This is a genomic window from uncultured Flavonifractor sp. (assembly GCF_944385615.1).
GTDB lineage: Bacteria > Bacillota > Clostridia > Oscillospirales > Oscillospiraceae > Flavonifractor.
This window is the reverse complement of record NZ_CALWXV010000078.1, coordinates 1-18,426: the sequence shown is the minus strand read 5'-3', so window position 1 is coordinate 18,426 and position 18,426 is coordinate 1. Positions and strand designations below refer to the sequence as shown.

Here is an 18,426-nt window from a genome sequence, read left to right as displayed (position 1 = left end):
AGTGCTTGAACGTGTGTGTATTTCCGTTTCTCCATGACAAGACCCCCTGATGTAGTCTATTTTCCTACATCAGGGGGTCTTTTGTCACTGTCCGTTTTTACTGGACCTGTTCAAAAATCAGTTAGCTCTCTTTTTATGAATAATGAAAAAATGTTGCCAAATCGTTGCCACAAAGGGCCTTAACCCCTCAAAAACCCAGTCATATCAGGCTTTTCCGGGCCTCTGAAATCATTCCCACTCATCTCATGGCAAAATAAACCACGAGAAATAGTTGATAAATCAACGTAGCGACCTCGCTACATTATTGGATTTTACCTCAACTATGCGGAGTATCCGAGAAACTGTACTCAAAGTGTACTCACGGCAAGCGCATTTTCTTCGCATAGCTTTGGGCGGAAATACGGCATGTATTTACCTTGCTATATTGATACCATACCACATCTTTTCTGTCAAGATATTCTTTTTATCCCTATTGGCCATGATATACGATTGACACCGCACATAAGGGGTACTATACTTGTAGTGCAAGGAGGTATGACCTATGGATACAAATATGACCTTTCGTATGGACAGTCAAGTCAAGGCCTGCATGACAGAAATCTGTGCGCAGCTGGGCATGACCACTTCTACCGCCTTTAATATCTTTGCAAATGCCTTTGTGCGAGCCAATGGTATGCCATTCGCTGTAAAGCTGGACGCTCCTGCGCCGTCGGTGACACGCGCGCAGATGCTGGCCGATGCAGATGATATTCTCAGTGACTTTGCCGAGGACTACAAGAGGATGGCCGAATGATCTGGATTACAGCAGATGACGTGATTGCCATTCACTCACGTTTCATCGAAAAGGGCGGCGGTCTGGATGGGCTGCGGGACAGAGACATTCTGGAATCTGCCATTTCCACGCCACTCCAATCCTTTGGTGGAAAAGAGCTGTTTCCTACAGACCTGGAGAAAATCGCCAGAATTGGCTTTGGACTGGCGGCCAATCATGCGTTTCTAGACGGAAAGAAGCGCATCGGCGCCATGGTAGTGCAGATTCTGCTCAAATAGAACGGCTATGTTCTCCAGCTGCGGCAAGGCGAATTGGCAGATATGTTTATTGGAATTGCTGACGGCTCTGCTCAGGAACAAGATTTACTGCATTGGATCAAACAGCATTTATATGACAACCTTTAACAGGAGAGGCAACGTGAAGTGTTGCCTCTCCTGTGTGTCAATTCCAATGTAAGGATCATAGTCTTTCCATTTATAGATTATATCCCCACCAGCCTTTTTAACTCCTCCACCATCTTTTTCCGATCATTTTGAATCGCTTCTAAAATAGAGCTGTAATCAAAGCTGGGTGGCGATGTTTTGTTAAACTGTTTCCGCAGCACTGCCAGCTCCGGGTTTGAACTCAGACCATCCCGCAAACCCTGATAGCACAGTTTGCTGTACTCAATGAGTGCATCAATGCTGCCCAGAGGGATTACCCGGGAGTCAGGCTCCTGTTTCCCTTTTAGTTCCTCATGTAACTTCTGAACCTCTTCCAATAGCCTCACATATCCATTGGATGGGTTGGGGCAAGAGCAGTCTGGCAAATTGTCCTCTCCCAAAACAATCAGCGTTACGTATACGCGGATGGCCAACGACTCTGCATACCCGGCACACTCATCCTCCGAATTAGACTTGTTCTTCCAATAGTGCAAGGTCTCCGGCTCATTACTCATCACTCCAGTTAATATGGAAAGATTGTCTCCATCCAGCTCCTCCGCGATACTCTTTAGATAGGTACGGGGGGATGCTTTCAGCAAAAACATCATGCAGATATCCGCATAAATTTCCCGAAACAGGATGCTGAGATCTCTCAGTGCCCTGTTTAAGGTCAGCATAAGGGCATCATTGATCTCCAAATTCAGGCGGCAGTGAGGGCGTTTCTTCTTCTGGATAGTATACAGCACACGAAAGAGCAGGCTAGCATATTCCTCAGAGGAATCTACAAACAATTGGTCTATCCAGGCAATCACCGTATCATACATATTTCTGATAACAGGCTGGCCATCCATTTGACGGATTGCATAGCATATTTTTTCGGTGATGACGTCAATCAGGCTCTCATCATAGCTTTCAAAAAGTATTTTTGCTATAAGCACCGCTGTTGCCTGGGCAAAACATTTAATCCGCTCTCGACGTTTACGGTAAGTTTCTCCCGCAAAATGACAAGCCTCATGGCAAAGGGCCATCTGCACAGTAACGGGGTCATATAAGGCACGTAGAGGGAGTGTTACCAGCACCAGCCCCGGCCGGTTGCCTTGAGCAATAAAGATTTCCACAGCCTCTACCTGCTGGCTCAACTGGGGTACAAGAAGAAAGCTATGGCCGGGACTATGCCCACTCTGAAGAATGCGGGTAACCTGATTGAGTACGGCCATCATATACTCCAGCATTACCACCGGAATATTATACAAGATTGGACGCATGTCGGGGTGGTGAGTCAGCTGGCCCTCAATACGCATCACATGCTCCATGAGGTGGGACCATTTTTCAACAAAGATATTGCATTTTTCCGTCTCCTGGTCGGAAAGCAATCTGTCCGCACACACCGCCAGATTCTCAATTAAAGACCTGGCACCCGGAAATAGAAGAAAAACAAACTCGTCCAATACCGGGGTCTGACAGATCCGTACCAGAGATTTTGTCAGCTCTGCCAGGGGCTGATACCAATAGGTCCCCCGGGTAGCGGGCCTTCCCTCCAACTGCTGGTGTAACTGTTCGGTCAACATGGTGCACGCATGGAATAAAATCTTGCGGGAGTCGGTGCCGGTTTCTTGACACATTTCCGGTTTGCATAGTGATACTACGCTGGCCGGAATGCCCACTCGGGACGTTATCTCCTCAAAGACGTCTCCTAACAGGGGATCAGATGCCGTCAGGGAGGCTGAAGACGGCAAAAACCAATGCTGATACAGAGCGACCAGTTTCCAGGTTGGTAAACAAGGCAAATTGACCGCAATGTCATCCACCCCGGTTACAGAATAGATAGGAAACTGCTGGCTTTTCCCCATAACGAAATTCAATGTCTTTTCCAGTAGAGCCATAGCCTGATCGAAATGCGAAACCGAAAACCGCATGGACAGCATGGGAATTTGATCATCCTTCTCAAGCTCCGCCTTCGTGCGCAGATGCTGGTAACACATACCCAAGTAGGTGTACACTTTCCCCACGCAGACGGATCCCCGCAGGGACAGTGCGAAGTTCAACAAATGATCCATCCGGTTGGATCGGATGACCACTACCATATCGCTGAGTTCCATGGCCCGATAGATACGGATCTGACATCCTGCCGCCTTTGCCTGTTCTGCTAGTTCTCGGGACAACTGCTCCACTAGACTCCTGCCATAAATGGTCTGCGCAAAGTGAATGCGCTCCACAGAGATAAACCAATCTTGGGAGTCCCAAAAGCTTTGTTCCTGTTCCCTGTCATTACTCTTCTCGTCAATTAAATAAAGGGGATGAAAGTAGGCCGTCCCGCTGTTTAGCGCAGCCACCTGTTCACTGATGCTGTGAATGGCATCGAAAAAGCCCCGGCTGGTATCGGGCAGCCAGGTATACATGGCATCAAAGTGCCCCAATACAATCCACGGCCCTTGTATGTCCTTCGGCATAACGGGGTTCATTACTTCTTCAAAGCACCCCGCATTCAGTTTGGCTATCCGTTTCAGTAGGATGACTCGTAGAATCATGCCCGTCCTCCTCCCCATATGCCAATTGGTAATCACACGAAAAAAGCTGGGAATAAATCACATCAAAGTCATTTTTACGTCCCCAATCCGGGAGCAACAAGCAGATCATTGCGTACAGCATCTCCTTATCACCCGGACATTCGCATTTGTCCGTTTCCATAAAAAGGCTGGTATCAAACGGGATTCTGTTGGCATAGAAGCTCATCCATGCCAATAGTTGTTTTGATATCAGTAAGTAGTTAATCATCTCTTGGCTGTCACAGCGCAGACACGTCAATTTCAGCTGCCGATTGGTGCGTCTTATTGCGTCCTCTTCGTTGGCCTCCACATTTCCCTCGTCGCACAACCGGTACACACAAATTACATAGGCTAAGCACACCAGCCCTAGGCACTCCGGCCGCTCGCTCCGCAACCTTTTCGCATCCTGACTATTTGCCATTCCTAGCACTTCTCCCGCCAAAAGTAGCCGTTCACTGTTTGTCCGGGGACGTAGAAGCAGGTTCCAAACCTGAGCCAGATCGGATAAAACCCGCTTAATCTCCTTTTCGCCGGCAGAAGAATAGTCTTCAATTGACATAGCATAACGCACAAGGCCACAATAAAAATAACTTCGAATCCGTTGGGCGGCAGGATCTGTCTCCAGACCCAGCACATTTGTGACGTTGCACAATTCGGACAGGTAAGACACCTCCGCTTTGTTTCTAATCAGTCGCTGTTCCCACGCATCCGCCGCTGCCCGCCGCCGGTCTTCAGATTGGAATATCAATAGGAACATAGCTTTAAAATGAATAATATCGCCCCAAAATACGATTATTAGAGCAATCAAAGCTATGTCTACGACTCCAGCCTCCGACATCCCAATACAAAGCAGGATTGCTAAAAGATGGCCGATTACAAAAAAATGATAGCGTGGATATACATCCCCCAGCAGCTTACTGTACCGAAAACCCAGTTCCTGTTTGTCCAACACTGCGTAAATCCAGACCAACAGGATACTACCAAAGCCAATGGTATCTGCCACACTTCGGATGGGAGTGGCTGTTATAAAACGTCTCATCCCGCTTTCTTCCAGCCAAATCAGTAAGAAACTTGTTCCAGAACAACAGGATTGTATGCAGGTGATTAACAGAAGTAGCCACAGTATTACTATTAAGTCACGGTACAAATGGTATAAGGGACGCCACGGTTTGATTTTATTTATTAGCCAGTTAAGCTTGCCCATGATGGAACCCCTCTTTTGCCTAATGCCCTCGCTGAGGCCAAACACACCATATTCAACAAAATTTTCCATTAACCTAGCAAAAAACTACCATCACAAATTCTCCTGCTTGCGATGGTAGTTTTTTGCATCATATTCGGAAATGTCAGGCTCCGCTATCTCTCTTTCCGCTTGCGGTATATTGCTCCGGTTGGCTGAGGTACCTGTTTGGGAGAGGTTCCAGAAAAAACAAATTTATTGGCATAAAAAGATTTTCCAAAGCTTCCCCCATCATCCCGCCCGTTGTTCCAAGTATAAAGGGGAAACGACTGTTGCCCGCCAGCACAACGTTTTCTTCCGTACTCAACGTGCGAACTCATTGCCCCTCACTCCTGCCATAAAAAGTGTTTTCAGCATACCACATGCTCCCCTTTGTGTCAAGTAAATTCGGAATTTTCTGCCATAAATGAAGCAGCTAAACTTGCTAAAGTGGTAGGCGGCCCCTCTAAGCGCCAAAAGGGGGACGGGCTGCACTCACCTCAGCGGGTTTAGCCATGGCAGCATTTCATTCTATGCACGCACCGCCTCCAGCTTTCCAATTAGTTCTTGGTACATACCACTTTTTTGCGTTTGCTGTATTCTATTAATCAATTTCTATTTTTGCAAACAATTTTAAATGTAGCATTATCCCGCCATGCTTCCTATTGTTATTATAAAAATTAGTCCACAGGCACTTAAAAACGATATTATAATCCGGGCCCCTGATCCGTCCACATCTCGCACTGACTCATGACCATCTGCACCGCATCCTCCATCCCCTCCGGCGGGTACTTGTGCTTTTTCAGCAACCGCTTTATCAAACGGCGCATACCGGCGCGGGCGCTCTCTTTTTTCTGCCAATCGATGGTGCGGTTTTTCCGCAGCAAATCGGTCAGCTCTTTTGTAATGGCGATCAGCTCCTCATGCTCATAGAAGTCCCTGATGGCCTGGGGCTTGGTCAACGCATCATAGAAAGCCAGTTCCTCAGCGGTCAAGCCCAGCTTCTCCCCCTCCGCATTGGCGGCGGCGATGTCTATAATGGTCCCCAGAAAACAGACCACGACTTTCAAAATAAGCGTGAACATGGTAAGCTAAAAGCAAAGGAGAAGATAGAGCTATGCCACGAGGAAAGTACGCACCTGAATTCAAAACAAAGCTGGTTCTGGAGGTGCTCCGTGGGGAGCGGGAACTGGGGGCCATTGCCGCAGAACACAACCTGAATCCCAACATGCTTCGCAACTGGAAAGCGGAATTTCTGGAGCATGCGTCCAGCGTGTTCGAAGAGCGGGGCAAAGCAGAGCGGGAGGCAAAGAGAAAGGAGGCTGCTGTCAAGAAGGAGCGGGACAAGATGCTGAAAACCATTGGTCAGCTGACAATCGAACGTAATTTCCTTCAGGATTGCTTTCGCGCAGTCGGGCAGCCCATCCCGGAGTTTGATCCGGAAAAACACCTCTGAGCTGTCGGTACGCCGGCAGTGCGAGCTGCTGCATATCAGCCACTCCTCGGTCTATGCCCCGCCCCCGCAGCCCGACGAGGAGAAGCGCCTGCTACGGGAGACAATGATGGTCCGGCTGGACTACTGGCACACCATGCTGCTGGCCATGGGCAGCCGGAAACTGACGGTAAAGCTGCGGGAAGAGGGCTACCCAGTTGGCAGAAAACTGGTGCGGCATCTGATGCGGGAGATGGGCATCTGGGCCATTTATCCCAAGGCCAACCTGTCAAAGCGCAACTTTCAGGAGACTATCGTACCATATTTACTGCGCAACAAGGCCATTTCTTTCCCAAACCAGGTGTGGTCTATCGACATCACTTACATCAAACTTCACCGCAGCCATATGTATCTCACGGCCATCATCGACTGGTACAGCAGGAAAATTGTGGGTTGGAACCTCTCCGATACCCTGGGGGTACAGCCCGTCCCGGAGGCGGTACAGGACGCTGTGGCCCGATTTGGCGCACCAGCGATCCTCAACTCCGATCAAGGTAGCCAGTTTACCAGTAGCGAGTACAAGCAACTTTTGAAGGACCTGCACATCCGCCAGAGCATGGACGGGAAGTCCCGGTGGGCAGATAACATTATGATTGAGCGGTGGTTCCGAAGCCTGAAAACAGAGCTGATTTATGTCAATGAATTTACCTCGCCACGTCAGCTGCGGCAGACTATCCGAGGCTATGTGGAAGATTATAACTGCCTGCGCCCCCATGAAGCCCTGGGCTATGCCACGCCTGATGAGGTCTATCATACAAGCTTCCGCGTCGCCTGACCGCCGGCCTTGACGGGAGGCGTCCGGCCTGTTGTAGCCAACAGCGGCGAGGGTGCGACGGAGTCAGAATACAAAATCGCCCGCCTCGCACTGTGGGCCAGTGTAACAGGCCGAACGCCTCCCGTCAAGGCAACCTGCTCACGCAGGCGGCTGGCTGTTGCTCCCTGCAAATCCGGAGGCTCAAGTACAGCCAAAGTCAGTTTGTGTTCACGATAAAATTTCAATTAGTGGTCTTGACAAGGGGACCATTATACCTGAACAGCGCACTTGGACTGAGCCAGGCGGAGAAAGACTGGCCGGAATCTTTCTCCCGGTGAATGCGCCCCAGGAATGTAAAATTCCAAAATCATAATGAACATGCTGACCGCCGTCTTAACACACAGGTATTGAGACGGCGGTTGGTACTTCCACTGTATTTATGAGTAAGTCATATTGAGGTAGAGGTTAATTGTAAATAGATCATCTTCTTTTTTTATATCAAGTGTTCCGCAATATTTATCAACAACGGCTTGGACATTACGAAGGCCATATCCACGGTAAGTATGTTGGCTATGTAAACGATACTTCCGGCCTTCTATAAAAGGATTAGACATTTCATAGAGCAGGAGATTGTTATGGACAGAAATCTCTAATGAAATCCTTCTCTTTTGAATTGGAAGGGCAAGACACGCCTCCAACGCATTCTCAAAAGTGTTTCCGATAATAACGCTAAGGTCTAGTATATTGATGTTTAAGGCTTTTGGTATCCAAACGGATAAATCTAAGTGGACACCTGCGTTTTCAGCCTGTCGAGCATAGTGTTGTAGAATGGCACCAACTTCCGGGTTTCCAACATCAACAACATTTCCGATTTTGCTGAGGGAGTCCTGTGCATCGAGGAACACCTTTTCAATAGACGATTTATCCCCGCTTTCCGACACAGCTCTCATGGCAGTCAAGTATTTGCTCATATCGTGCCACATAGCGCGGGTCTGCTCCTGCTCTTTCCAAAGACTGTCGTAATAGCTTAACTGTAGTGCAAGCTGCTGCTGTCGGAGGTTGGCATTATGCCGTTCTTCCTGCTGAGCTTTGACCACCTCTGCATAGACGACGATTACAATATTGAGATAGAGGATGCCTATTAAAATGATTGTGGATTCCACAGAGAGTTTTCGCCCTCCATTTTGCGTAAGGCGCAGAATATTATCGCAGAAATAGACGCTGAATATTTGACACGCAAGCAAAGGCAGCAGACTTTTCAGCTTCAGTAGAGCGTGCTCCTTATGCATGAGAGGGACAGCGATTATGACCAACGCTAATTGGCACACTTTCGCTATGAGAATATAAATAGCCCGTTCATATCCTGGAGACATAACGTCCAGATACTCCCATCCCATAATTGCAAATAACTTCAGGCAAAGGAGCTCTGTAATCAAGGCAAGCGCACAAAATACGGTAGCAACATAAATTGCATTGAGCGGTGCAACGCGATAACAGACTTTACACAGCACAAGGATACCGAACCAAGTGTAAATTGTTCGGATGATCGGCATAACAGAAACCAAGTTTAAGGCCGTGAGTCCTATTCCGAATATAAAATAGGCAACCCATACTATAGCAGATGAACGAGGGTTCCGAGGAAGCAGCTTTTGCAGATAGAAGAAGATGAGGAATACTCCAAAAGCAATGGTAGAAAGATGATAGATGGAATACATACAATCACCTTCTCAAAAAATGGAAAAGTGCTTCATCAAATGCTTTCTTACGGTTCCTGCTGATTGGGATTTCTGTACCATCTGTCAAAAGTAGGATGCTCTTCTGAATATGATCCACAAAATCCAGATTTACCAAGAAACTATTGTGTGGTCGTGCGAAGCCATTGCCCCGAAAGCTTACCTCAAATTCTTTGAGTGGAGTCCGCACCTGGTACTGCTCTTTGCTAGTATGGATTAGTGTTTTATAGCTAAAGACCTCAATGTATGTAATGTCCCTGATTCTTACGAAAATTGGCCCATGTTCCCCGGCCACAGGGATGCTTTTGGGGGAGCACTTAGCCACTGCGGCAGATACTGCCCGCACAAAGTCTGAGTATTCAACCGGCTTTTTCAGATACCGAAAGGCGACCTCATAGCCCCGGATTGTGTAGGCCCCACTCTGTGTAATAAAAATAATCAGCGGAATATCTTGGAGCTTATTAAGTTCCACGGCTGCCTGGTATCCGTTCATACCCTCCATTTCTATATCCAGAAGCACAATATCGAAATAGTCATGCTGAAAAGCGGAGAGTAATTCCTTCGATGAAGTAAACCCCTTCCAGTCTGCTTGGGCATCATAGCGCAGCAAATAGTCTCGAATCTGTTGCAGGTCATTAGGATTATCATCGCACAATGCGAATTTCATGTTTCTCCCTCAACTTGGTCATGAATGCTTTTTGTGAAAAGCTGTACGGATGCTGTCCTGAATGAATTTCTGTACAGGTGCATCCAATTCAGAGAGCATATTTTCTAGCTCGCTAAATTGGTACTGTTCCTGCTTCTCGTCGTAAAAAATCTGATTCGCGTCCAGTGAAAGCACATTGACCAATCGCTTCAATGTGGGGATGCTCGCCATAGATAGGCCGCGCTCCAACTGACCAATATAGCCCGCCGATTTTCCAATCAATTCTGCAAGTTGCTCCTGTGTCAACCCATGCTCTTCCCGTTTCGTACGAATCAAGTCACCAATCTGCATAGCCATCACCCATGCTCTAGCTGTAGTATTGCTATTATTATTACATAGCAAATCATCAGTATACAGATAGCGACACGATGATTTTATCATAGTTACACAAAAGAATCAACTAATTACTGCAAGAAAACGACAGGTTACAGCATTGATATTGTTTATTTTGTACAATCGATTAAAATGTAATTACCAGAAGGAGGAAAGAGTGACCAATGATTAAGAAAGCTGCAGTCTGGTCTACGAGCTGGTTGTGTGCCAATGGGATTGTAGAGCCGGAGAAGGACAAAATATACGCCTACGGGATGGAGTTGGTTCTATCCGGTTTGGTCAACATCGTGTCTGTTCTGCTGATTTCACTTTTGCTTTTCCATCCGGTTGACGGCCTGCTCTTTCTTACAGCGTTCATCCCCCTGCGAACGACAGCGGGTGGATACCACGCAAATTCCCACTTGTCCTGCAATCTGGTTTTCCTCAGCACGTTTATCGTGCTGGAGGGGCTGGGATATTGGCTTCTGAGATACTGTTCTGTCATCCTCTATCTGGTTATAGCAATCATTTCGTTTGTAACACTGCTGATCCTATCCCCCAGTGAGGCGAAGAACAAGCCGCTGACCCCGGAGCGGCGACAGAGCAATCGCCGCAGAAGCCTCATTTTAGGCGGGCTGAATTTGGTAGTCGGAAGCATCCTTGTATGGGGCCTTCAAGCGCCGGCGCCATGGTGCACAAGTTACTATTTTGGAGTCATCGCAGCATCTATTTCGATGTGGGCGGCTCAAATAAAAGAGAGGACGTGTGCCTAATGAAAGCGAGAGTTGAGCGTATCTTCCTGTGGCTTGGTGGAGTAATGGCCGTGCTGGCGCGTCGTACAGCAGCTGCGTCGGTAAACTCCACCTGTTTCTACACGGCCTATCAGCCGGATGTGCCGGAAGACCTGTAAACAAAACCAAAGATTTGTTTGAAAGGATGGCATAAAAATGAAAAGAACGATTACTATGTTCGTAGTCACCATGATTATGCTTGCTACCATGCTTCCTACTTTCGCCAGTGCTGCGGAAGTGGAGCTTATGCGCTACGAACCGTGTAGCAAGTGTGGGGTTGGTTTTGTAAGTGAACGGATTGTCGAAGGATCATCCATGGAGGTTGAAAGGAGAGTGTGTATCCATCATCTTGATGGCGTTGATGTAAAGTATAAGACTTTACGCACAAGACGATGGAGTTGCTCTAGCTGCGGATGGTTTTTTGAGGAGGAGATAAGCCCTGTCTATGAGTGGAAATGTGAAGGATATTAAGCGAGTTTCCAAGCATAACTAATCCAAACCCTCCAATGTTTAAGGACATCAAGGTACCTTAATATTTCTACACATGCATAATTAAAACTTCCATAAAAAGTGGAATGGGTCCACACTACCAAGGACCCATTCCACTTTGATAAAAAACGAAGGTGAGGGATGCGAATGAGACGCTGGCTGCGCTTCTTTTGGGGAATGTTACTGGTTATTCTATTAGCTGGCTGCAGTTCAGTTTCAGAGGCAGATATTCCGGTTGACCTTCGCTATTTGACGGGTGAGACGTGTAGTGGCCGTTTGGCTGGTACACTTGGAAACCAGGCAGCCGCAGATTACATCGCCCAACAGTTCCAGCAGATCGGACTTAGCCCCATGGGAGGATCGGAGGATTACTTTCAGCCCTATGTGCAGGAAACTTTTGATCCAAACCAAGAAAGCCAGATCCTAATCGCCCAGTTTGCAGACGGAAGCACAAAATCATATCACTCAGGTGTTGATTTCTATCCGTTAGCTATCCGAGGAGAGTTGCGCATAGCAGGAGAGGTGCGGCCAAGTTCTGATGAGACTTTGGAGAGTGCCAGTGTTCTGGATGTGATTGGAGCGAATGGAGAGACGCAGGGACAGATCATTTGTGCATCAGCTGCCACCGCTACACTCTACACGGCAGGGGAACTTGGCAACAGCATCCGGGTTCCAGAAGAACTTTTTGTGGAGTTGCTGTCCTGTACCTCTATCCAGTTCCAGGGAGAGCTTGAAATTCAGGAAAGCACAGTCAACAATGTCATCGGGGTTTATTCAGGGGAATCCCATAATCAGGCTATTCTGATTACAGCTCATTTTGACCATGTGGGAGGCTTTGGGGATGTGGTATATCCGGGTGCGATGGACAATGCCTCCGGTGTAGCTGTCCTGCTTCAGACAGCCAGATATCTAATCGAGCAAAAGATAGAGCTTCCCTATGATGTAGTATTCTGCGCCTTCAACGGAGAAGATATGGGATTACAAGGCAGCAAAGCCTTCTGTGAAAAAGAGCTTCCCTATGAGCAGGTAAATGGAATTAACATAGATACCGTAGGGGCAAACGGAGCAGATGCTTTGGAACTGAGTGATACCAATGCTGATATGGCAAGTCAGATGACGACGGCTCTAGGTGAAGTCGGTTTGAGCTGTTCTGTGGTTCCGGTGGGGAACAGCGACCACAACGCATTACTTATGGCGCAGATTCCCACTATTTCCATCGGCGAGGCGCCAGAACACTATGAGACAGTCATCCATACTCCAGGCGATACTATCGACAATTTAGACACTGAGCGTATGGAGCAAATTGTAAACGGGCTGGTATGTTACTTATCCGAGGCACGACTGGTTTCATGGACCAATAACGCTAAAGAAAATGATCTGGCTAATGAGTTACTCAGGGATACCGCCAACGAAGAGGGAGCACGGCTCTTCGCTCAAGAGCAACCTGATTGGGATGAAATGGTCGTGTTCCAGGTGGGGCAGATACAATTTGGATATTGGATGGATGGGCCTATAGATGACCTAGAGACCGTTAGAGAGCGGTATAATATGTTCCAAATCCCGGAAGAAAAGAACGGATTCACCTTTGTAAGCGGCGGCTATAATTTCCCTGTGGAGTGCACCAGCCGAATCACAGAAAAAAATGAATATTCTGACGACATCGTTCAGAAACGGGTTGGGATGCAGAGAGATGCGGACTATTACTTGAGGTATGTAGATGAACAGGGAATCATACTTGAAACCCATATCATGCTTACGGAACCATGGGCATTCAGCGTGGAAGATTTTCTGAATGGTTATGAAGTAGAAGCTACTGCAGATGAAAGGTTGTATTTACTACGATACGGTGGTATACCTGCGGGTGTGTTCTGGTATGAGGAGGGCAATCCATACGCATACCATTTAGACTGTGTTTCTTCAGATGGATATCAGATCTATTCACTGGAACAGTTGGCTGAGCTACTTTCTAACGAAATATTATCTCTTATTTAGCTGTTAGTATAAGATATATCGACTTAAATGAATTCTTGTTAATAAAAGGGGGTAGCAGTGCTACTCCCTTTTATTATCCTCCAAAGGAAATAACCTAACATTATATTTGCTAATAACATAAAAATATTGGAGAAAAAGGCGAAGTTAACTAAATATGTGAGCTAGCTTATTGATACTTATTTCGACACCGCTTGTCTACAGGCGACCGTCCCACGTCGGTGATTGCACATGAGCACCCCCACACAGGTGTGTCTTTATCCAGTATAATAGGGATACATTCAAATGGGAGTGCTTTTGTGCGAGAGGAACTGGTCGTAAGACGATATTTTTATTCAAAAAATGGCAAGGCCATTGATTTTGGAGTATTATCTGCTGGTAAGTCCGCTTGCGAAAGATTTGGAGATTTACGGTGTCAAAATTGTTGAACAGCGGAGTGGAGCAGCGGCCAGCGCTCTCGATCTCACAGTGAGCAGCCGGCTGATCTTTCACCTGATCTACTTGCTTTCCAAAGGAATCGTTACGCCGATAAGTCTGGCAGATATTGTGGAGGATTGGTTATCTTGTGGTAGATCCTCCGGTTTGCCTGCCAGCCTGCTCCTGCTTCAGCCGCTGCAGCAGAGGGCTATATTTACCCTCACCTTTCTTCGGGCGGAGCGGCTTTTCTGTATCGGCAGAAATTTTCCACGTCTTGCCCACCGGAACAGCGCCGTTCACTCTGCCATCCGCACAATAATTCCGCACACTTCTCTTGGGAATTCTCCATTTTTCCGCCATTTCCCGAACAGAAAGAAGATGTATATAACCACTCCCTTCTTATTTGGTATACTTTTGTATCGGCAATTTTATAACCATTTTATCACATTATTATTGCCGGTAACCCATTCGTTACAACCAGCTGCTATAAAAGCGCAGAGAACTAACTGACTCGTCAAAATCAATTACATAGATACAACGAATAATACAACACGCTCCTATTTACGTCTCTTAAGTAGCACAGGCGGGTAGTCCAACACTAGGGCTGACCTCCTGTACTTTACCGTTCCACATGCCGTTGTTTTTTCTTTTCTTTGGGCTTCAGGTCCTGCCGCAGGACCAGTTCGCACTCCATGTACCAGCATCGCTCAGGGGTCCTGTCCAGAATCTCCCAGGCATTCTTTCTATCCTTGCGGAGCCGGGAAAGCCATCGGGTGCAGTTGTCCCGCTGGGCCTTGAGCACTTCCTTCTCTTGCGGATCACTGCACCTCCGGAGTTTATTATAGATAACGCTGCGCTGTTTCTCCATGTCCTGGATCTGTTCCCTGTTTCTGGTAAGGAACTGCGATACCTGCTCCGTCGTCTCCAGCCCTTCACGGCCCAGCAGACGGGTTTGGGCGGTGATGGCATCCAGTCGCTGCAATTCCAGTCGCATGGCTGGAGAAAATGGTTTGCGTGGTGTTTTGCGCTTTGGGATAGCCCCCAGCAGATAGCAATAGTGGAGATAGAGCCGGTAGAGGTTGTTCTGGGTCAATATCAGCTGCATGATGCTCTGTTGTTGGCGTGGTACCGGATACTTGGCCCGCCATTTCTGCCGGTCTTCCTTATACCAGAACTGACATTGGTATTGTGCCGCCAATGGCCGTTCATAAATCCGCTGCCGGATACGTTGAATCTCATAGTCCTCCCCAAGACGCCACAACCGTACCGCCTTCTTGCTGTCTATGAATCGGATCGTAGGGTATTTCAGCTTCTCATCATACCGCAGCACATAACCCAGCTCCAGCAGGATTTTACCAAACCGCTCCATATCGCCGGACATGCAGATGGCGTAATCAATGGCTTTGCGCATCAGCTGAAAGCGAGTATTTGCCCCCATCTTTTCGGCAAAGTAGATGCTCCGTGGCGTTTTCCCCTTGGGATGCTCAATGACCGTCAGATTGTGCTCCCGGCACAGCTCGTCGGAGATCTCCCGCATCCGGTAAAAAGCCCGTTTGTCACAGTTAAACTTCCCGCCGTCCTTGTAGCTGACCGAGTTGATGATTAGATGATTATGGTAAGTACCGGTATTGAAGTGGGTGGCAATCAGCACCTGGAACCGGTCGCCCCACATCCGTTTGGCCAGCTCCACCCCCAGCTGGTGGCACAGCTCCGGGGACACCTCGCCGGTCTTGAAACTCTGGACGCAGTGGTAGGCTAGGTTGCCGCCAGTCTTGTTGAAGTGCCGCTTGACGTACTGCATATCCTCGCAGGCGTGGTCACGGCGCAGTGAAGCGTGGTAACGTACATAGTCTTTTCCGGGCCGCTGGTGACCTTCTCGCCGTTCTGAGCGTAGTGGAGTACCTGCTGCATATCAGAGAACTCGGTTTTCTCTACGTTCTCCGCATAGCCCACCACCCGGCTCAGGCTATCCTTGATGGCCCAGATCTTCGTGATGCCCATGGGCGATACCTTCTTCCAAATCATCAAACAACTTTGCCGGATTTGGCTGGGCCAGATCCTCCCCGACACCTACCCGGCGCAGGTAGGCCGACAGGCCAATTCCGGCTCTTTTAGCCTTGGCCTCCATCCTCCGCTTCTCCTGTTCTGTCACACGAATATGAATGTCGCAGGTTCGGTTATTCAAAGGTTCCTCCTTCCTCCGGGGTTACAGGGGCGGAGCCCCTTTCGGTTCCGCCGTTCCAGGCTTTGTGGCTACAAAGCCTATGCTCGCTACACCCCAGGACACCCTTTGGGGGTGTCCCGTATCCCCCAGCCTTTTCCATGTCAGACATACACAATTTCCCGCAGAATCTGCTCCTCTGCGGCGGCTTTGAAACTGTTCATCAGCCCCACCCAGCGCAGTTGATCGGTGGCTTTCAGATGCTCGTTCACGCCCTCTTTTGCGGCCAGGTCAGCAATGATCCGGCCCACTTGCTCTGTGGCCAAAGTGTCGATTTCCCGGAGGTGGCCATCCAGTTTCCCAGCCAGCAGCAGCCGGTCGTACATCATAGGGTGGTGCTGCTTTAGATAGGTCTTGCGCAGTGTGCCGTATTTGCCCAGGGGCCGGTCGTCGTCCACCGGCGGCAGGCAGAGGTCGGGGTAGTAATAGTCCCCGATTTTTGTATAGGTCAGTTCCATATCAGCGTTCCTCCTTTTCGGCGGGTACAAAAGTATCCAGTGCCATCTGCGCTCCCATGCGAAAGCCGTACACAAAGCTGTCTAACTCACTCTGGACGTTCAGATTGCCCCAGGAGTCGATGTACTGCACAAAGAGTTCCTTCTGGGGTGTGGGCAGCTGTTCCATCAGGGCCTGTTCCAGGCTGCTGATGGTCTGCTGCATCTTCCTCATGGTTTTGGGATGGAACCTTTCCCGGCTCTGGGGATCTACGTTGCCGAAAAAGAACTGCTCCAAAAAGGCCATGGCTTTAGCCCTCCTTTTTCCATTATTTAGGACTCTGTGACGCTTGTGACGCTTGTGACGGGAAATACGATACCCATTCTAAGCGTCACAAGCGTCACACACGTCACATTCGTTGTAATTGCAACGTAAATGTAATGTGACTACCTGTTCTGTCTCTTACATTTTTATACTCAATTCCAAAGGAATTCTGTAACTGTCCTGCACGGACATTCAGCCGCTTCACCAATCCACTAGGATTGGTTTCTACCCCCAGTTTCTGCAACAGCTCTGCTGCGCTTCCTTTCCAGACCGGCTGTTCCAGTGTTACCAGCCGGGCTACCTGCTCCAATAACGGATCGGGCGGTTCCTTCCATAGCTCACAGTCCGCCCCCTCCAGCGTCCAAGTCAGATTTTCTTCGTTGCGGAGTAGGCGGAGCCGCTGGTCGGGCTGGTCACGGCCTACAATGTCCAGGATAGCCCGGTGGTCGGTACGCTTTTCTTTGTGTAGCAAAAAGGCTCCGTCGGCACATCCCAGCAGGCCGGTAGTACCGGAAATCATTTCAAAGCTATCCTCTGACGGCTGCTTTCTGGTGTGGTGAACAATGAGAATACAGATATTGTGGTGATCGGCAAAGGTTTTCAGTTGGCCAATGATCTCATAGTCGCTGGCATAGCTATAACGATCTCCTGCCGCCTCCCGTATCTTTTGCAGGGTGTCAATGACAATCATCTGGGCTTGGGGGAACCGTCTGAGAAAATACTCCATCTGCTTTTCCAAACCCTGTCCAAGTTGTTTGGCAGCCACTGCCAACATTAAATCCCCGTGGCCGTCTACCCCAAACATCCGGGCCATGCGCTCCTGGAGCCGCCGGTACTGATCCTCCAGGGCCAGATAGAGCACCGCTCCACGATGTACCTGATAGTTCCAGATGGCTTGTCCCGTACTGACGGCGTAGGCCATCTGGAGTACCAGAAAGGACTTGCCGATTTTGGGCGCTCCAGCAAAGAGGTAGGTTCCTTTGTACAACAAGCCGTCAATGACCGGCTTTTTGACTGGGAAGGTCTGATCCATCAGCTCCTCCATCCCAACCATGTGGAGGTAGTCAGGACTTTGCATCTGCTCCCACTCACGGAGACGTTTTTCAATGTCCTCTAAGGGATTTTCCGTGTATGGATTGCCTTCTGCCGGGTTTTCTGCTATAATAGTTATGTTCTTTATAAGCGGTTGCCCTCCATCTGTTGCCGCAGATGGGTTCAGGGCAACTGTTTTTTTATCTTCCATTGGTCAATTCCTCCTCAGGGGCTATCAGCTGTACCAGCTGATTCAACAGAGCCTCACAGTTCAGTACGGCTTCCTCTGCCTCTTCACCACCCTTCTCAAGCTGCTGCCGCAATCGTTTGAACTCCACGGCCAAACGGTCGCTTTGATATTTTCCAGCTGTAATCTGAATCTTCTGGTGGAGCAGCGATTCTATGAAATACTGTCCCTTCGGCATCCCGGTTACCAGGATGCGTGCCTCCATCTGCCGCCGCTCCTTCGGGGACATCCGAAAGCTGATGGTCTGATTCCGCTTTCTGTCCCGATCCAATCCGCTCAAGCCAACTCCTCCTTGTATGCGCTGTCCAGCTTCTGCGCCAGTTTCATCTGCTTATTGGGGTAGAGATGGGAATAGGTATTCAACGTGGTTTCTACCTTTTCGTGTCCCAGCCGGTCGGCAATCTCCAGCGGTGAAAATCCCATTTCCACCAACAAACTGGCGTGTGAATGACGAATATCATGGATTCTGATCCGTTTTACTCCACTTTTCTCCACGCCGCGTTTCATTTCATGCTCCAGATAGTA

The 18,426-nt window shown here is 48.6% G+C and carries 21 protein-coding genes and 1 pseudogene; 8 read left to right on the top strand and 14 right to left on the bottom strand.

The features are described 5' to 3' along the window. The first annotated feature begins 541 nt into the window (after nt 1-541). Together Q0J75_RS12740 and Q0J75_RS12735 are read left to right on the top strand one after the other, a co-directional pair. A complete protein-coding gene (locus Q0J75_RS12740; protein ID WP_297202029.1) occupies nt 542-793 on the top strand; it encodes a type II toxin-antitoxin system RelB/DinJ family antitoxin in 252 nt (83 codons plus the stop codon). Further along, complete coding sequence (locus Q0J75_RS12735; protein ID WP_297202026.1) at nt 790-1,050, top strand: type II toxin-antitoxin system death-on-curing family toxin; 261 nt, start codon at nt 790-792, stop codon at nt 1,048-1,050. Before Q0J75_RS12740 ends, Q0J75_RS12735 begins: the two co-directional genes overlap by 4 nt. A gap of 203 nt (nt 1,051-1,253) precedes the next feature. Here the strand turns inward: Q0J75_RS12735 and Q0J75_RS12730 are convergent, their stop codons facing one another. From Q0J75_RS12730 to Q0J75_RS12720, 3 genes and pseudogenes are all read right to left on the bottom strand, one after another. Then, nucleotides 1,254-3,722: a hypothetical protein gene (locus Q0J75_RS12730; protein WP_297202023.1), complete on the bottom strand. Its 2,469-nt coding sequence runs from the start codon at nt 3,720-3,722 to the stop codon at nt 1,254-1,256. After that, on the bottom strand, nt 3,664-4,944 hold the full coding sequence (locus Q0J75_RS12725) for a hypothetical protein (RefSeq protein WP_297202020.1): 1,281 nt from the start codon (nt 4,942-4,944) through the stop codon (nt 3,664-3,666). Before Q0J75_RS12725 ends, Q0J75_RS12730 begins: the two co-directional genes overlap by 59 nt. Before the next feature lie 722 nt (nt 4,945-5,666). Then, nucleotides 5,667-5,993, bottom strand: a pseudogene (locus Q0J75_RS12720) (type I restriction enzyme endonuclease domain-containing protein); the annotation flags it as partial. An 83-nt stretch (nt 5,994-6,076) separates the two neighbouring features. On the opposite strand from Q0J75_RS12720, the gene Q0J75_RS12715 reads away from it, so the two are divergent. Then, nucleotides 6,077-6,415: a transposase gene (locus tag Q0J75_RS12715; RefSeq protein WP_297202017.1), complete on the top strand. Its 339-nt coding sequence runs from the start codon at nt 6,077-6,079 to the stop codon at nt 6,413-6,415. Then, nucleotides 6,393-7,226, top strand: a complete 834-nt coding sequence (locus tag Q0J75_RS12710; RefSeq protein ID WP_297202015.1) for an IS3 family transposase — start codon at nt 6,393-6,395, stop codon at nt 7,224-7,226. Before Q0J75_RS12715 ends, Q0J75_RS12710 begins: the two co-directional genes overlap by 23 nt. A 416-nt stretch (nt 7,227-7,642) precedes the next feature. On the opposite strand, the gene Q0J75_RS12705 is transcribed toward Q0J75_RS12710, so the two are convergent. Genes Q0J75_RS12705 through Q0J75_RS12695 form a run of 3 tightly spaced genes read right to left on the bottom strand, consistent with a single transcriptional unit; the run spans nt 7,643 to nt 9,941 of the window. Next, nucleotides 7,643-8,920 carry an ATP-binding protein gene (locus Q0J75_RS12705; RefSeq protein ID WP_297202012.1) on the bottom strand — a complete coding sequence of 426 codons (1,278 nt, stop codon included), beginning with the start codon at nt 8,918-8,920 and terminating at the stop codon, nt 7,643-7,645. Nucleotides 8,921-8,924: 4 nt separating this feature from the next. Next, nucleotides 8,925-9,605 (bottom strand): LytR/AlgR family response regulator transcription factor, encoded by a 681-nt coding sequence (locus tag Q0J75_RS12700; RefSeq protein ID WP_297202008.1) that lies wholly within the window; start codon nt 9,603-9,605, stop codon nt 8,925-8,927. 18 nt (nt 9,606-9,623) lie between these two features. Further along, the gene (locus tag Q0J75_RS12695; RefSeq protein ID WP_297202005.1) at nt 9,624-9,941 is read right to left on the bottom strand and encodes a helix-turn-helix domain-containing protein; all 318 of its coding nucleotides are present in this window, start codon (nt 9,939-9,941) and stop codon (nt 9,624-9,626) included. 200 nt (nt 9,942-10,141) lie between these two features. Between Q0J75_RS12695 and Q0J75_RS12690 the strand changes: the two genes are divergently transcribed. From Q0J75_RS12690 to Q0J75_RS12675, 4 genes are all read left to right on the top strand, one after another. After that, nucleotides 10,142-10,729, top strand: coding sequence for an accessory gene regulator B family protein (locus Q0J75_RS12690; RefSeq protein WP_297202002.1), 588 nt, complete (start codon nt 10,142-10,144; stop codon nt 10,727-10,729). Then, a complete protein-coding gene (locus Q0J75_RS12685) occupies nt 10,729-10,866 on the top strand; it encodes a cyclic lactone autoinducer peptide (protein WP_297201999.1) in 138 nt (45 codons plus the stop codon). Before Q0J75_RS12690 ends, Q0J75_RS12685 begins: the two co-directional genes overlap by 1 nt. Before the next feature lie 517 nt (nt 10,867-11,383). Beyond that, nucleotides 11,384-13,228, top strand: a complete 1,845-nt coding sequence (locus tag Q0J75_RS12680) for a M28 family metallopeptidase (protein WP_297201996.1) — start codon at nt 11,384-11,386, stop codon at nt 13,226-13,228. Nucleotides 13,229-13,585: 357 nt separating this feature from the next. Next, entirely contained in the window at nt 13,586-14,152 is a 567-nt protein-coding gene (locus Q0J75_RS12675; RefSeq protein WP_297201994.1) for a DUF6514 family protein, read from the top strand. A 109-nt stretch (nt 14,153-14,261) separates the two neighbouring features. Here the strand turns inward: Q0J75_RS12675 and Q0J75_RS12670 are convergent, their stop codons facing one another. From Q0J75_RS12670 to Q0J75_RS12635, 8 genes are all read right to left on the bottom strand, one after another. Next, on the bottom strand, nt 14,262-15,443 hold the full coding sequence (locus Q0J75_RS12670) for a relaxase/mobilization nuclease domain-containing protein (RefSeq protein ID WP_297201991.1): 1,182 nt from the start codon (nt 15,441-15,443) through the stop codon (nt 14,262-14,264). Then, complete coding sequence (locus Q0J75_RS12665; protein ID WP_297201988.1) at nt 15,398-15,643, bottom strand: hypothetical protein; 246 nt, start codon at nt 15,641-15,643, stop codon at nt 15,398-15,400. The genes Q0J75_RS12670 and Q0J75_RS12665 overlap by 46 nt, the downstream gene beginning before the upstream one ends. Then, nucleotides 15,609-15,827, bottom strand: a complete 219-nt coding sequence (locus Q0J75_RS12660; RefSeq protein ID WP_297201985.1) for a plasmid mobilization protein — start codon at nt 15,825-15,827, stop codon at nt 15,609-15,611. The genes Q0J75_RS12665 and Q0J75_RS12660 overlap by 35 nt, the downstream gene beginning before the upstream one ends. 140 nt (nt 15,828-15,967) lie before the next feature. Then, the gene (locus Q0J75_RS12655; RefSeq protein ID WP_297201982.1) at nt 15,968-16,321 is read right to left on the bottom strand and encodes a TnpV protein; all 354 of its coding nucleotides are present in this window, start codon (nt 16,319-16,321) and stop codon (nt 15,968-15,970) included. A gap of 1 nt (nt 16,322) precedes the next feature. Continuing rightward, on the bottom strand, nt 16,323-16,604 hold the full coding sequence (locus Q0J75_RS12650) for a DUF6809 family protein (protein ID WP_297201979.1): 282 nt from the start codon (nt 16,602-16,604) through the stop codon (nt 16,323-16,325). A gap of 103 nt (nt 16,605-16,707) precedes the next feature. After that, complete coding sequence (locus Q0J75_RS12645; RefSeq protein WP_297201976.1) at nt 16,708-17,700, bottom strand: AAA family ATPase; 993 nt, start codon at nt 17,698-17,700, stop codon at nt 16,708-16,710. A 154-nt stretch (nt 17,701-17,854) separates the two neighbouring features. Next, nucleotides 17,855-18,181: a plasmid mobilization protein gene (locus Q0J75_RS12640; protein ID WP_297201974.1), complete on the bottom strand. Its 327-nt coding sequence runs from the start codon at nt 18,179-18,181 to the stop codon at nt 17,855-17,857. Next, nucleotides 18,178-18,426, bottom strand: a 249-nt coding sequence (locus Q0J75_RS12635) for a tyrosine-type recombinase/integrase (protein ID WP_297201971.1), incomplete at its 5' end; no start/stop codon positions are given. The genes Q0J75_RS12635 and Q0J75_RS12640, both read right to left, overlap by 4 nt.

Coding starts and splice junctions, on each gene's coding strand:
- Q0J75_RS12740 (WP_297202029.1), top strand. CDS start 542: ATGGATACAAATATGACCTTTCGTATGGACAGTCAAGTCAAGGCCTGC.
- Q0J75_RS12735 (WP_297202026.1), top strand. CDS start 790: ATGATCTGGATTACAGCAGATGACGTGATTGCCATTCACTCACGTTTC.
- Q0J75_RS12730 (WP_297202023.1), bottom strand. CDS start 3,722: ATGATTCTACGAGTCATCCTACTGAAACGGATAGCCAAACTGAATGCG.
- Q0J75_RS12725 (WP_297202020.1), bottom strand. CDS start 4,944: ATGGGCAAGCTTAACTGGCTAATAAATAAAATCAAACCGTGGCGTCCC.
- Q0J75_RS12715 (WP_297202017.1), top strand. CDS start 6,077: ATGCCACGAGGAAAGTACGCACCTGAATTCAAAACAAAGCTGGTTCTG.
- Q0J75_RS12705 (WP_297202012.1), bottom strand. CDS start 8,920: ATGTATTCCATCTATCATCTTTCTACCATTGCTTTTGGAGTATTCCTC.
- Q0J75_RS12700 (WP_297202008.1), bottom strand. CDS start 9,605: ATGAAATTCGCATTGTGCGATGATAATCCTAATGACCTGCAACAGATT.
- Q0J75_RS12695 (WP_297202005.1), bottom strand. CDS start 9,941: ATGGCTATGCAGATTGGTGACTTGATTCGTACGAAACGGGAAGAGCAT.
- Q0J75_RS12690 (WP_297202002.1), top strand. CDS start 10,142: ATGATTAAGAAAGCTGCAGTCTGGTCTACGAGCTGGTTGTGTGCCAAT.
- Q0J75_RS12685 (WP_297201999.1), top strand. CDS start 10,729: ATGAAAGCGAGAGTTGAGCGTATCTTCCTGTGGCTTGGTGGAGTAATG.
- Q0J75_RS12680 (WP_297201996.1), top strand. CDS start 11,384: ATGAGACGCTGGCTGCGCTTCTTTTGGGGAATGTTACTGGTTATTCTA.
- Q0J75_RS12670 (WP_297201991.1), bottom strand. CDS start 15,443: ATGCAGTACGTCAAGCGGCACTTCAACAAGACTGGCGGCAACCTAGCC.
- Q0J75_RS12665 (WP_297201988.1), bottom strand. CDS start 15,643: ATGGGCATCACGAAGATCTGGGCCATCAAGGATAGCCTGAGCCGGGTG.
- Q0J75_RS12655 (WP_297201982.1), bottom strand. CDS start 16,321: ATGGAACTGACCTATACAAAAATCGGGGACTATTACTACCCCGACCTC.
- Q0J75_RS12650 (WP_297201979.1), bottom strand. CDS start 16,604: ATGGCCTTTTTGGAGCAGTTCTTTTTCGGCAACGTAGATCCCCAGAGC.
- Q0J75_RS12645 (WP_297201976.1), bottom strand. CDS start 17,700: ATGCAAAGTCCTGACTACCTCCACATGGTTGGGATGGAGGAGCTGATG.